The 13480-nt window shown below is 38.5% G+C and carries 13 protein-coding genes and 2 rRNA genes; 11 read left to right on the top strand and 4 right to left on the bottom strand.

What is annotated here, in order from left to right; genetic code table 11:
• Positions 1–84, top strand: a 23S ribosomal RNA gene (locus V6W77_RS07250); the annotation flags it as partial.
• A gap of 106 nt (positions 85–190) precedes the next feature.
• Positions 191–306: ribosomal RNA gene (gene rrf / locus V6W77_RS07245) — 5S ribosomal RNA — on the top strand.
• A 465-nt stretch (positions 307–771) separates the two neighbouring features.
• Here rrf and metK read toward each other — a convergent pair.
• Both metK and V6W77_RS07235 read right to left on the bottom strand, forming a co-directional pair.
• The gene (metK, locus tag V6W77_RS07240) at positions 772–1923 is read right to left on the bottom strand and encodes a methionine adenosyltransferase (protein ID WP_334254230.1); all 1152 of its coding nucleotides are present in this window, start codon (positions 1921–1923) and stop codon (positions 772–774) included.
• A gap of 226 nt (positions 1924–2149) precedes the next feature.
• The gene (locus V6W77_RS07235; protein ID WP_334254229.1) at positions 2150–2992 is read right to left on the bottom strand and encodes a patatin-like phospholipase family protein; all 843 of its coding nucleotides are present in this window, start codon (positions 2990–2992) and stop codon (positions 2150–2152) included.
• 57 nt (positions 2993–3049) lie between these two features.
• Between V6W77_RS07235 and V6W77_RS07230 the strand changes: the two genes are divergently transcribed.
• The 6 genes from V6W77_RS07230 to V6W77_RS07205 all read left to right on the top strand — a co-directional run bounded on the left by V6W77_RS07230 (position 3050) and on the right by V6W77_RS07205 (position 8578).
• Positions 3050–3367, top strand: coding sequence for a TfoX/Sxy family protein (locus tag V6W77_RS07230; RefSeq protein WP_176672260.1), 318 nt, complete (start codon positions 3050–3052; stop codon positions 3365–3367).
• Between the two features lie 28 nt (positions 3368–3395).
• Positions 3396–4097, top strand: a complete 702-nt coding sequence (locus V6W77_RS07225; RefSeq protein WP_334254228.1) for a GNAT family N-acetyltransferase — start codon at positions 3396–3398, stop codon at positions 4095–4097.
• A 118-nt stretch (positions 4098–4215) separates the two neighbouring features.
• Positions 4216–5907 carry a D-lactate dehydrogenase gene (gene dld, locus V6W77_RS07220; RefSeq protein ID WP_334254227.1) on the top strand — a complete coding sequence of 564 codons (1692 nt, stop codon included), beginning with the start codon at positions 4216–4218 and terminating at the stop codon, positions 5905–5907.
• Between the two features lie 112 nt (positions 5908–6019).
• Positions 6020–6709 (top strand): ribonuclease T2 family protein, encoded by a 690-nt coding sequence (locus V6W77_RS07215; protein WP_334229007.1) that lies wholly within the window; start codon positions 6020–6022, stop codon positions 6707–6709.
• Positions 6709–7197, top strand: a complete 489-nt coding sequence (locus V6W77_RS07210; protein WP_283387052.1) for a SprT family zinc-dependent metalloprotease — start codon at positions 6709–6711, stop codon at positions 7195–7197. The genes V6W77_RS07215 and V6W77_RS07210 overlap by 1 nt, the downstream gene beginning before the upstream one ends.
• Positions 7198–7297: 100 nt before the next feature.
• Positions 7298–8578, top strand: coding sequence for an NAD(P)/FAD-dependent oxidoreductase (locus tag V6W77_RS07205; RefSeq protein ID WP_188156639.1), 1281 nt, complete (start codon positions 7298–7300; stop codon positions 8576–8578).
• A 70-nt stretch (positions 8579–8648) separates the two neighbouring features.
• Here the strand turns inward: V6W77_RS07205 and V6W77_RS07200 are convergent, their stop codons facing one another.
• Positions 8649–9689 carry an ABC transporter substrate-binding protein gene (locus V6W77_RS07200; RefSeq protein WP_334229005.1) on the bottom strand — a complete coding sequence of 347 codons (1041 nt, stop codon included), beginning with the start codon at positions 9687–9689 and terminating at the stop codon, positions 8649–8651.
• A gap of 279 nt (positions 9690–9968) precedes the next feature.
• Between V6W77_RS07200 and V6W77_RS07195 the strand changes: the two genes are divergently transcribed.
• The 3 genes from V6W77_RS07195 to V6W77_RS07185 all read left to right on the top strand — a co-directional run bounded on the left by V6W77_RS07195 (position 9969) and on the right by V6W77_RS07185 (position 11869).
• Positions 9969–10664 (top strand): AzlC family ABC transporter permease, encoded by a 696-nt coding sequence (locus V6W77_RS07195; protein WP_334239165.1) that lies wholly within the window; start codon positions 9969–9971, stop codon positions 10662–10664.
• A complete protein-coding gene (locus V6W77_RS07190; protein WP_334239164.1) occupies positions 10651–10977 on the top strand; it encodes an AzlD domain-containing protein in 327 nt (108 codons plus the stop codon). The genes V6W77_RS07195 and V6W77_RS07190 overlap by 14 nt, the downstream gene beginning before the upstream one ends.
• A 97-nt stretch (positions 10978–11074) precedes the next feature.
• Positions 11075–11869, top strand: a complete 795-nt coding sequence (locus V6W77_RS07185; RefSeq protein ID WP_025235544.1) for a peptide ABC transporter ATP-binding protein — start codon at positions 11075–11077, stop codon at positions 11867–11869.
• Positions 11870–11955: 86 nt separating this feature from the next.
• On the opposite strand, the gene aspA is transcribed toward V6W77_RS07185, so the two are convergent.
• On the bottom strand, positions 11956–13380 hold the full coding sequence (aspA, locus tag V6W77_RS07180) for an aspartate ammonia-lyase (RefSeq protein WP_334229002.1): 1425 nt from the start codon (positions 13378–13380) through the stop codon (positions 11956–11958).
• Between the last annotated feature and the right edge of the window lie 100 nt (positions 13381–13480).

Genomic DNA, 13480 nt, shown 5'->3' with positions numbered 1-13480 from the left:
AGACTACGACGTAGATAGGTGGGGTGTGTAAGTGTAGTGATACATTGAGCTAACCCATACTAATTGCCCGAGAGGCTTAACTATACAACGCTCAAGTGTTTTTAACACAAAGCGAAGTAAGATAAACGAAAGAATAGACGAAAAGAAAGACTCAGAGAAACAGCTTGTTTTTAGATTTTAACCGAATTTTCCCGATGACAATAGTGCGGTTGTCCCACCTGACTCCATTCCGAACTCAGAAGTGAAATGCCGTAACGTCGATGGTAGTGTGGTGATTCGCCATGTGAGAGTAGAGCATCATCGGGATATTAATTTAAGCGAAAGCGAAGGAAGCCCCTAAGTAGAGATACTTAGGGGCTTTTTATTTTATTTTGGTTTTATATCTAGGACAGCCTCTATTTTTTTATTTTTATTATCGCTTGCAAGGTTTTTAACAGAAATGACTGCTTGTAAAAAGAACCCCAAAAAAATCAAAACCCCGTACAGCGATGTACGTGGTTTTGGTTTTCAAAAAGAGAAAAATTGAGTTAAAAAATGACCATTTGTATTTATGGTAAATACAAGCGGTTATTTCTGCTAAAAATATTGCAAGCGATAAATTATATAAGAGCCAGGTACATTTACAAAATTCGAATAGAAAGGGTTGCTTTCTTTCATATTTATATTTAGGCAAAGGAATTACTTAATGGATAATATTGTTAAGTTAAAGAAGTGAATTTAGAAAAAAACAGTAAAGATTGCTCTCTTTACTGTTTTTCTTTATATATCTATTTACAGATTCGCGCCTGCACGTAATGCTTCAGCTTTATCTGTTTGTTCCCAAGGGAAATGTTCACGTCCGAAGTGACCGTAGGCGGCAGTTTCGCGGTAGATTGGTTTGATTAAATCTAACATTTTGATTAAGCCGTAAGGGCGTAAATCAAAGTTTTGGTAGATTAATTTCACTAAAGTTTCATTGCTCACTTTACCTGTGCCAAAAGTTTCCACCATAATTGAGGTTGGATCAGCAACACCGATAGCGTAAGAAAGTTGGATTTCACAACGATCAGCTAAACCTGCGGCTACGATGTTTTTCGCAACATAGCGAGCGGCATAAGCCGCTGAGCGGTCCACTTTTGATGGGTCTTTACCTGAGAATGCACCACCGCCGTGACGGGCTGCACCACCGTAGGTATCCACAATAATTTTACGGCCTGTTAAACCACAGTCACCCATTGGACCACCAATCACGAAACGACCGGTCGGGTTAATGAAATATTTGGTATTTTGGCTTAACCATTCGCTTGGTAATACCGGCTTGATAATTTCTTCCATCACACCTTCAATCAAATCTTTTTGTGAAATATGTTCAGCGTGTTGGGTAGAAAGCACCACTGCATCAATACCAATAATTTTGTTATTTTCATAAGCAAAGGTTAATTGGCTTTTTGCATCCGGGCGTAACCAGTCTAATTTACCTGATTTACGTACTTTCGCTTGTTGTTCCATTAAGCGGTGTGCGTAAGTGATTGGAGCCGGCATTAACACTTCGGTTTCGTTGGTTGCATAGCCAAACATAATCCCTTGGTCGCCAGCACCTTGCTCTAATGGATCTGCTCTATCCACGCCTTGATTGATATCCGGAGATTGTTTACCGATAGCATTTAATACCGCACAAGAGTGAGCGTCAAAGCCCATATCTGAATGAGTATAGCCAATATCGCAAATGACTTGGCGAGTTAAGTTTTCAATATCAACCCAAGCAGAAGTGGTAATTTCACCGCCTACTAATGCCATACCTGTTTTAACGTAAGTTTCACACGCAACACGAGCTTTTGGATCCTGTTTTAAAATTTCATCTAATACCGCATCTGAAATTTGATCTGCGATTTTATCCGGGTGCCCTTCTGAAACGGACTCAGAAGTAAATAAATTAATTGCCATTGTATTCCTCTCTATCTTAAATATCGGATTATAAATAATAACAAGCGGTCTTTTTTACTCGCTACGCTCGCTCCTTCGGAGCCGTTGGCAAAGCCAACGTTCAAACGCAAGCGTTTGTTGTAAAAAATTTACAAATATGAACCGCTTGTTGAAATTTCGTTTGGAAGTATTTCCATCTAGACGTCTATAATATATTTTTTGAACGTTTTAGGCAAATGGAATTTGGCTATTTTGCCAAATAAGCCTTTAATTGAACTAACGCATTTTTTGCATCTTCCACACCTAAGTCGTACATTGCCTGTATCTTATTCACATCTTTTTCTAATCGACCGATTTTAAGCGTCTTGCTTGGGCGAATAACGAAAATTTGTTGCTTTTCATTGAGTTGAATAACTTGCTCAACAGCTTGATTGTATTCTGAATAGCGATTAGCCCAACGCTCGACTAATTTCGGGTATTTTTTATAGAAGCACTTAAACAGCCACATTGAGCTTGGTTTCTTACGATATTCAAGCGGGCGAGTTAGTATGACGATAATTTTATCGTAGCCCATTTCAATAAATTTCTGTACAGGAATGCTATCCGAAACGCCGCCGTCTAAATATTTTTTGCCATCAATTTCTACGATTTTTGAAACAATAGGCATTGATGAGGTAGCTCGAAAAGCTTCCATCTGCTCAAAAGCATTGGTGATTTTAATATATTCGGGCTCGCCTGTTTCCACATTGGTTACCGTTACCCAAAAATCCATTCCGGATTGTTCAAAGGCTTTTTGATCGAATGGGTCAAGAGTCGAGGGAAGTTCATAATAGGCAAAATCACGATTCACAATATTACCTGTAGTGAGCAAGCTGTGAATCCCCATATAACGCTTATCTTTAGCATATTTTTTGTTATATCGTAATGCTCTGCCTTTTTGTTTAGATGGGAAATTCACACCGAACAGTGCTCCGGCAGAAACCCCGATTGCACCGTCTATATGAATATTTTCATCTAAAAATACATCTAATACGCCTGCGGTAAAAATTCCTCGCAAACCGCCACCTTCCAGCACTAATCCAACTTTCATATCATTCCCCCTGTAATTTGTGTATTATAACCTGAATCTATCCTCATAGGAGCAACTATGGCTGATACGGAATTTGTTCATTTTTTGTTAGATCAACTCTCGTCCATTTCAGGTTTGCGAGCGAAAAAAATGTTTGGTACATATTGCTTGTTTTATAACGATAAAATTGTGGCAATTATCAGCAAAGATTATCGTATTTTTGTAAAAACCAAAATAGAAACTTTACCCCTTTTCTTGGCAGAAAATGCAGAGCAATTTAGCTATTTTGCGAAAGGAAAAGTGCAAAAAATGCACTATTGGTCTATACCTGAGTTAGCGATCGAAGAATCTGATGAGCTGATAAAATGGATTAGGCTCGGCTTGCAAGCGGTCTGATTTTCGTTATTTTTTACAAGAGGCAACAATGAGAAAAAATCAATTTAATCAACTGATTGGAGAAGAAGTTAGTCATTTTTCAGCTGGCGAAATGCCATCACTACAATATATGGAAGGAAAGTATTGCTATTTAGAAAGGTTGAATAGCTCTCGTCATTTTGATGATTTATGGTGTGTTTACGGTATAGATTCAGAACTTAAGAATTGGACATATTTACCTGCTTTTTTTGGACCTTTTGGGGATAAAAATACATTCTCTGAATTTTTAAAGCAGCAAGAACAAGCAAGCGATCCTTATTTATTGGTTATTATGGACAAGCAAACCCAGCGAGCAATTGGAACATTTAGTTTAATGCGAATTGATCCTGCAAACCGAGTTATTGAGGTAGGAGCTGTGATTTATTCTTCACAGCTACAACGTTCACGAATTGCTACGGAAGCTCAATATTTGTTAGCCTGTTATGTATTTGAAGAGTTGAAATATCGGCGTTATGAATGGAAATGCGACAGTTTAAATGAGCGAAGTCGCAGAGCTGCTGAACGTTTAGGCTTTACCTTTGAAGGGATTTTCCGACAAGCTCAGGTTTATCATCACAGAAATCGGGATACCGCTTGGTATTCAATGTTAGATTCTGAATGGAAAACTATTAAGAAACGTCTTGAGGCTTGGTTAAGCCCAGATAATTTCGATGAACGAGGTAAACAAAAACAACGTTTGCAAGATATTTAAGTGTTAATTCATTATTTATTAAAAGTTTACAAATTTGTGAGCTAATTCACAAAAACAAGCGGTCTTTTTTGTTAAAATTTTTACAATTGTTTTATTTTTATTACAAAGGAGTAACAAAATGACCTCTCAGCAACTAATTTCAGAATTAACAAGAATTGTCGGTGAAAAATACATCATTACTGATCCATTAAAAAATGAGGAATACCGTTCCGGTTATCGTTTTGGCATAGGTAATGCATTAGCTGTTGTTCGCCCTGCTACATTACTGGAGTTTTGGTATATAGTAAAAGCTTGTGTAGCGGCAGATGTAATTGTCATCAACCAAGCTGCAAATACAGGTCTAACAGGCGGTTCAACACCAAGTGGCAATGATTATGATAGAGATATTGTTATTATAAATGCAATGCGTATTGACGGTATTCAATTGATTAATCAAGCTGAACAAGTGGTTTGTTTACCCGGTTCAACGTTAAATGAATTGGAAATTTTACTTAAAAAATATGGGCGTGAACCGCATTCAGTAATTGGCTCATCTTGCATTGGAGCTTCTGTTATTGGTGGCGTATGTAATAATTCAGGCGGTGCTTTAGTTCAACGAGGTCCGGCATATACAGAAATGGCACTTTATGCACAATTAAATGAGCAAGGTGAGCTAGAGTTAAAAAATCATTTAGGGATAGATTTAGGCGATACACCAGAAGAAATTTTAACGAATTTACAAGAAAGCCGTTATCAACGAAAAGATATTCAAAATGAGTGTGGAAGAGGTCATGATCACAGCTATTGCCATCATGTTCGTCAAGTTGATGCCGATTCACCGGCTCGTTTTAATGCCGATCCGGCTCGCCATTATGAGGCATCAGGTTCAGCCGGGAAACTCGCTATTTTTGCAGTAAGATTAGATACTTTCCCATTAGAAAAAGAGACAGCCGTGTTTTATCTTGGCACAAATCAAACAGAAGTACTTAATGATGTGCGACGTGCTATGTTAGGGCAGTTTGAATCATTGCCAATTTCAGGTGAATATATTCATCGTGATGCCTTTGATATTGCCGCAAATTATGGGAAAGACACTTTCTGGGTGATAAAAAAATTTGGTACGCATTGGTTGCCAAAGCTGTTCTCGGTAAAAGCGAAAGTAGATCGTCTTGCTAAGAAGATAAGCTTTTTACCTGCAGATTTGAGTGATAAATTATTACAATCAGTGAGTAAAATTTTGCCTGAACATTTACCAAAGAAATTATGGCAGTATCGAGATCAATATGAACATCATCTAATCATTAAGATGGGTGGAAAAGGTGTGCAAGAAGCACGAGAATTTTTAAAAGATTACTTTGCAAACTCAAGTAGAGGAAATTACTTTGAGTGTGATGCAGTAGAAACTCAAGCGGCTATGTTACACCGCTTTGCAGTGGCTTCAGCAGCAATCCGCTATAGAGCAATTCATTCTAAAGAGGTTGAAGATATTGTGGCATTAGATGTAGCTTTACGTCGTAATGATGCAGATTGGTTTGAGAAACTTCCAGCGGAAGTTGATTCTAAAATTATCCATAAACTTTATTACGGGCATTTTATGTGCCACGTTTTCCATCAAGACTATATTGTGAAAAAAGGAGTAGATTGCCTGAATTTAGAGCACGAGATGCTAAAATTGCTTGATATTAGAGGTGCAAAATATCCGGCAGAACATAATGTCGGACATTTATATGAAGCTAAGCCGGAATTACGAAAATTCTATAAGCAACTTGATCCTACCAATAGTTTTAATCCGGGAATTGGTCAAACTTCTAAGAAGAAATTCTGGCAATAGAAGCTAATCTTTTCTTTGAATTACAAGCGGTAATTTTTTCATAAAATATTACCGCTTGTAGCTACTTATCCTCTATACTTATTCCCTTTTTGTTATTTAAATAGATATCCTAATGAACCAGAAAAAATTAGTTTTTTTTATTAGCACTGCTGTTCTAGTAGTTGCTTTTTGGTTTTTTCTTTTTTCGGATAAAAAAGATCAGCCAAATATAACGCAACAAAGTTCCCCATCTTCTTCACTGGGCGATTATGACGTGAAGATGAAAAATGATCGCTTAAAGCAGAATATTGTGGGAACTGATTATTACACTCTTGCCCTTTCGTGGTCGCCAGCATTTTGCCAAAAACAAAGACGCAATAATAACGGCAAAGTGCCGCAACATCTGAAATATCAGTGTGATGGCTCACAGGAATTTGGGTGGGTGATTCACGGTTTATGGCCACAGAGTGGAAATGCCCGTCGGATTGAAGATCACCCTCGTTATTGTCAAGGCGATTTGCCAAAGGTAGAAGAAGAAACGATTAAAAAATATCTTCCGGAATCGCCGGGTGCAACACTTTTACAAGGTGAGTGGGAAAAGCACGGAGCTTGTGCGTTCAATCAAGCTGATGCTTATTTTGCTAAACAGAAATCCCTCTTTAATGAACTTACATTGCCTGACGTTGATATGCCAAAATCTGAGCTATTTAAATGGGTGAGAGCGAATAATCCGCAGCTTAAGGGTGTTTATTTAGGTGGTGGAAAAGATGAGCTTTATATCTGCTATGATAAATCTTGGCAGCCAATGGATTGCCCTCGTTAATGTCTGATTTTCGCCAACTGAAAATGCAGGTTCAACGCCAGTTAAAGCGTGATTTAGAGCGTGCAAATAGTTACTTCAACAAAACTTTTACCCCACCAACTGTGAATTATAACGTACGTGGGGTAAAAGCAGGTGTTGCTTATTTGGAACGCAATGAGGTGAGATTCAACCCTGTGTTGTTACAAGAAAACGAGCAGGCGTTTATAAGCCAAGTTGTGCCGCACGAGCTTGCTCATATTTTGGTTTATCAACACTTTGGGAGGGTTCAATCACACGGCAAAGAGTGGAAAATGATGATGGAAACCGTACTCGGCGTGCCGGCGGAAATTTATCACTGTTTTAGCACACAAAGCGTTCAACAACAATTTACCTACCAATGCAGTTGTCAAACCCATCAACTTTCTCTTCGCCGACACAATGCAGTAATGCGTGATAAACGAAGTTATATTTGCCGTCTGTGTAAAGCTCCGCTTCACTTTGTGGAGTGAACGTTAAAATAATGTTGCAATTTAGCTAGACATTCTTTTTTTACTCCCTACAATGCACCTTAGTTTCAATTTTTAATTTAGTTAATTTTCGGAGTATGTTATGGAAACTATCGTCATTGTCGGCGGTGGGGCAGGTGGCTTAGAGCTTGCAACCTACCTTGGACGCAAATTAGGACGTAAACAAAAGGCAAAAGTGATTTTAATTGATCGCAATGCTACACACTTGTGGAAACCGTTATTACACGAAGTTGCCACAGGCACGCTAGATGAAGGGGTTGATGCATTAAGTTACCGTGCACACGCCAAAAATCACGGCTTTGAATTTCAACAAGGCACATTAGTTGCGGTTGATAGAGAAAATAAATCAGTCTCTCTTGCACCTATTTACAATGCACAAAACCAATTATTAGTAAAAGAGCGTAATATCAGTTACGATAAACTAGTGATTGCAATTGGCAGTAAATCCAATGATTTCGGAACGAAGGGCGTGGCGGAACACTGTATTTTCCTAGACGGTTCAGAGCAGGCAAAAGATTTCCAAAAACGTATGATGGAACTGTTTTTACAATTCTCTCACAGTGAAGATAAAGATGTAAAAATTGCGATTGTAGGCGGTGGAGCAACAGGCATTGAGCTTTCTGCCGAGCTTTATCATATTGTGAGAAACTTAAATTCTTATGGTTTTGGTAAGTTAAACCGTGCCAGTTTAAAAGTTACCTTAATTGAAGCCGGTCCTCGCTTAATTCCTGCTTTGCCGGAAAGAATTTCAATTGCAGCATTCCAAGAGCTGAAAAAAGCTGGGGTGGAAGTGCGTTTAGGCACAATGATTACGGAAGCTCGTGAAGATGGTTTGATGACCCGATTAGGCGAGAAAATTGAAGCCGATATTATGGTTTGGGCAGCAGGTGTGAAGGCTCCGGATATTACGCGTGAATTTGGCTTTGAAACCAACCGCTTGAACCAAATTCAGGTTAAAGATACCTTGCAAGCGACAGTTGATGATGCGGTTTTTGTGATTGGTGATTGTGCTGCCTTAATGCAAGATGGAAAACCTATTCCACCGCGAGCTCAAGCAGCCCATCAAATGGCAACCTTATGTGGTAAAAACATTGTTGCTTTACTTGAAGGAAAAGAGCTGAAGCCATTTAGATTTAATGACAAAGGCTCGTTACTTTCATTCTCGAAATTTGGCACAGTTGGCAATTTAATGGGGAATTTAGTCAGTGGCGATATGTTTATTGAAGGCAAAATTGCTCGATTTGCATATCTTTCGCTATATCGAATGCATCAAGTTGCATTACACGGTTGTTTTAAAACAGGGTTGATTGTTTTAGTGGGGCAGATTAACCGCTTCCTACGTCCAACAATGAAATTACACTAAGAAAAAATCCGCATCACTGATGCGGATTTTCGTTTACAAGCGGTTATTTTCTTTAAAAATTTTGCAAAGGTTATTTAGCCAATTTGATTTCAGCTAACCATTTATCTACCAAGCGTTTTCCTTCTTCGCTTGAACCTGCTTTTTTATAATCAATTTCAACAAACTCAAGGGCATCCGCTTTGGTTGATTGAGGTGCTACTTCGGCATTTACATTAGTTGGCGTTTGGTAAACGCCGTGTTTTTTCCACGGAATTTCTTGGGCTTCTTTGGAAAGTACCCAGTCCATAAATAGCTTTGCATTTTCAAGGTTACGAGCGTTTTTCAAAATACTCACGCCACCTAACGCATAACCCACTTTGCCTTCAGGAATAACCGCTTCAACCGGTGCTCCTTTCTCCTTTTCAGTGGCATAGCTATGTACAAAACCGACAGTTACTGCACTTTCCCCTCGAGCCAGATTACTGGTTACTAATGCACTTTTGACATATTGTGAAATATTCGCATTCAATTTTTTCAAGTAATCAAAGGTTTTTTCTTCGCCCCACAGCGTGGAAAGAGTGGTCATTAACGTATAAGTTGTACCAGAGCTGCGAGGGTCAGGCAGTTGGACTTCACCTTGTAGACGAGGGTCGAGTAAATCGTCCCATTTTTTCGGCATTTCAACCCCAAGCTTGGCTAATTTTTCCGTATTTACGCCAAATCCAAGCACTAACATATAGACAATAGAAGTAAATTTGCCTTGCTCGCTTTCCACTAAGGATTTAAATTGCGGCAAAATTTCCACTTGTTTTGACGAGCGATATTCTTCTAATAAACCTAATTCACCGGCTTGAAAATGCGGCTCAATAGTGCCTCCATACCAAATATCCGCTTGTGGATTTGAGGCTTCAGCTTTTACTTTACCCAAAATCGTGCCTGTTCCACCGTGAATAAATTGCGTTTCAACATTATATTGTTGTGAAAATTGTTTGGTCATATCTTCACAAACATTGTTTTGTACCGAGCAATAAACCGTTAAACGCCCTTCTGCTTGAACGTTAGGTGTTATAAATAATGCTCCGCAGAGCAACAAGCCGGATAATAAAGAGGCTAATGATTTTTTCACTTCCATTTCCTATAAGAATATTAATAGATAAGGTTGGCAAGTCTAGCATTTCAATAGATGGGTGAAAATAACCCATAGCCATAAAGTATGTTGATTTAGCCTATTATTCTAATGATTTTCAGCTATCTGCAAATTTTTTGTAACAAACGTTTGTGTTTGAGCGTTAGTTTTACCAACGACTCCGAAGAAGCAAAAGTAGAGGGTAAAATAACCGCTTGTAGTAACTTGCTATTTTGCAAAAATTCAGAATAATAAATATCTTTGTCTTAATGTTAAATTTTAGTTATGGAAAATAGTTGGAAATACGCTATTAAATTAACCACGCCGATTTTTATGGGATATTTTGCCGCAGGAGTGGCTTACGGGATGTTGGCAACGAATGCGGGAATGCCTGCTTGGTTCACCATTGCAATGTGCTTTACCGTGATTTCCGGCACAGCACAATATGCGGCAATTCCGTTTTTTGTGTCTGGGACTGGGGCAATTTCTGTGTTTCTAAGTACACTTTTAATGAGCTTGCGTTTTAGTTTTTATACGTTGAATATGATGGAACACAAGCCAAAATCTCGCCTTAAAGGAATAGTCTCTATTGCAGGTCTAACAGACGAAGGTTTTGCGGTATTATCTACGCTACCGAAAGAGCAAAGACAAGCTCTTATTTTTAAAGTATCCACACTTTGCGTAATTTATTGGACACTCTCCACTATTGTAGGTGTTTTATTAGGCGATTCGGTTGCAAACTATATTCCACATTTAGATTTCGCCTTGCCGTGTTTATTCGCTATTTTGGCTTATGAACAATATAAAAACCAAAAGCAATGGAAGCCAATCTTTATTGCTTTAATCGGTTTCTTACTTGCCCGCCAAATTACTGAAACTAGCGTGTTGTTAGTTGCTATTGTCGTTGCTATTATCATAGTGGCTTTTCTGCCTCAATCGTTCTCTAAAACTACCAAGGGAGTAGAAAATGAGCCTAAATGATATTCTAATTATGTTTGTTGCATTGATTCTCGGTACACAAATTTGCCGTTTTCTTCCTGAATTTTTACCAAAAAAGATACTATCTTCGCCGATTTTGCAAAAATTAAACAAAACATTACCGCTTGTGATTATGCTTTTATTGCTTTTAACAAGCTTAAGCTTTCCAAAAAACGGGGAAGGAGTTCACTTAATTTTGGCTCAAATTCTAGCTCTAATAGGCGTATTAGGTAGCTATATTTGGCTGAAAAATACGTTTTTAAGTGTGGCATTGGGGATTTTAGGTGTAAATATTTTTCTGTCGATGTTAGGTTGATTTATGAACTGCTCAAGTTTATGGAAGCAGATCACAATAAGTGCCCTTTTTTATTTTTTGCGGTAAACTATCACTTTATTTCCAACTCATAAATATTATGGCATTACTTGAAGCACATAATCTCAGCAAGCGTTTTGTTGAGCGAACGGGATTGTTTCATAAGCAAGATTTCTATGCAGTCAAAGAGGTTTATTTTACTCTTAATCAGAAAGAAACGTTGGCGATTATCGGCGAAAATGGGGCGGGTAAATCCACCTTAGCTAAAATGATTGCCGGTATGGTGGAACCAACTTCAGGTGAAATTATGTTTAGAGGCACACCACTACATTTTGGTGATTACAAATATCGAGCCAAACGCATTAGAATGATGTTTCAAGATCCAAACGATGCTTTTGACCCAAACTACAATATCGGGCAAATTTTAGATGCACCTTTGCGATTAGCCACCGATTTAAGTGAGCAAGAAAGAAACGAGCGAATTTTTAATACCTTAAAATTGGTGGGAATGTATCCTGAACACGCCCTCATTCCAATTTCTGAAGCCTCAAGCGGACAAAAACAACGGGTTGCTTTTGCCAGAGCATTAATCTTAGAACCGGAAATTATTATCGCAGATGATACAATTAATTCACTTGATTTCTCCGTTAAAACGCAATTGCTTAATTTAATGCTCAATGTTCAGCAAAAGCAAGGCATAGCTTACATTTATGTCGGGCAAAATATTGGGTTAATTAAACACATTGCAGATAAAATAATGGTAATGCAAAACGGGGAGGTGGTGGAATATGGCAAAACAAAAGATGTGTTACTTAATCCAGAACACCAAATCACCAAAAGACTAATTGAAAGCCACTTTGGAAAACCGCTTACTGAAGCTGCGTGGCTTAGTTAAATTAAAAATAATAGGGCAAGCAGAAATAATTCACTGCTTGCCCTATTGTAATGAAATTAAATGATTTAATTCCTTATGAGGAGATTTTATTCATCTTCCGTAAAGCGTTTTGCTTTATAAGTCGGATTCATTAGGTTCTCTACAGAGAGAATATCATCTAATTGCTCTTCTGTGAGTAAACCACGTTCAAGTACCACTTCACGTACACTTCTGCCTGTGGTTGCACAGATCTTACCAATAATGTCGCCATTGTGGTGTCCAATAAACGGATTGAGGTAAGTTACAATACCGATTGAACTAAACACATAGTTTTGGCAGATTTCACGGTTAGCGGTAATGCCGTCAATACATTTATCACGTAAGTTCACGCAAGCGTTGGCAAGCAATTCAATAGATTCAAACATTGCTTGACCGATCACCGGTTCCATTACGTTTAATTGTAATTGACCTGCTTCAGCGGCAAAGGTTACGGTAGTGTCGTTACCAATCACTTTAAAGCAGATTTGGTTTACGACTTCCGGTACAACCGGGTTTACTTTTGCTGGCATAATAGAAGAACCGGCTTGCAGTTCAGGCAGATTGATTTCATTTAAACCTGCACGCGGACCGGATGAAAGTAAACGTAAGTCGTTACATACTTTAGACATTTTTACTGCGGTACGTTTTAACGCTCCGTGTACCATCACATAAGCTCCACAGTCAGAGGTGGCTTCAATCAAGTTTTCTGAGAGTGAGCAAGGTAGTCCGGTTACTTCCGCTAAATATTTCACCGCAAGTTCTGAATAACCTTCAGGCGTGTTTAAGCCAGTACCGATGGCGGTTGCTCCTAAGTTTACTTCAAGCAGTAATTCAGCTGTGCGTTTGAGGTTGCGAACTTCTTCTTCCAATAATACCGCAAAGGCTTTGAACTCTTGACCAAGTGTCATCGGCACTGCGTCTTGTAATTGGGTGCGCCCCATTTTCAACACATCGGCAAACTCGGTGGCTTTATTTTCAAAGGCAGTTTGTAGATAAACAATTTTATCCACTAATTTAATAATGCTGTTGTAAACTGCAATGCGGAAGCCGGTTGGATAGGCATCGTTAGTAGATTGGCTGGCATTAACGTGATCCATTGGGTTGATGATATCGTATTTACCTTTTGCTTCACCTAACAATTCTAATGCTAGGTTGGCTATGACCTCATTGGTATTCATATTTACCGAAGTACCTGCTCCGCCTTGGTAAACATCGGATGGGAATTGGTCTAGGCAACGCCCTTTCACTAACACTTCATCACACGCCTCAACAATCGCATTGGCAACTTTTTTCGGAATTGCACCGAGCTCTCCGTTGGCTAAAGCAGTAGCTTTTTTCACCATCACCATACCACGCACAAACTCAGGTACATCAGAAATAGTTACATTTGAAATATTGAAATTCTCAATTGCTCTTAATGTATGAATACCCCAATAAGCCTCATTCGGTACTTCTCTTTCGCCCAATAAATCGTGTTCAATGCGTACTGACATTTTTATCTCCTTAAAATGGATTGTGGTAAGTTTTATTAAATAATACCTATTTTAAGGGATAAAGAATGTGATCTACATCAAATTTCTAAATAGAGGACTA

It is taken from the genome of Mannheimia indoligenes (assembly GCF_036880405.1).
Classification (GTDB): Bacteria; Pseudomonadota; Gammaproteobacteria; order Enterobacterales; family Pasteurellaceae; genus Mannheimia; species Mannheimia indoligenes.
This window is presented reverse-complemented; position numbering and strand designations above follow the sequence as displayed.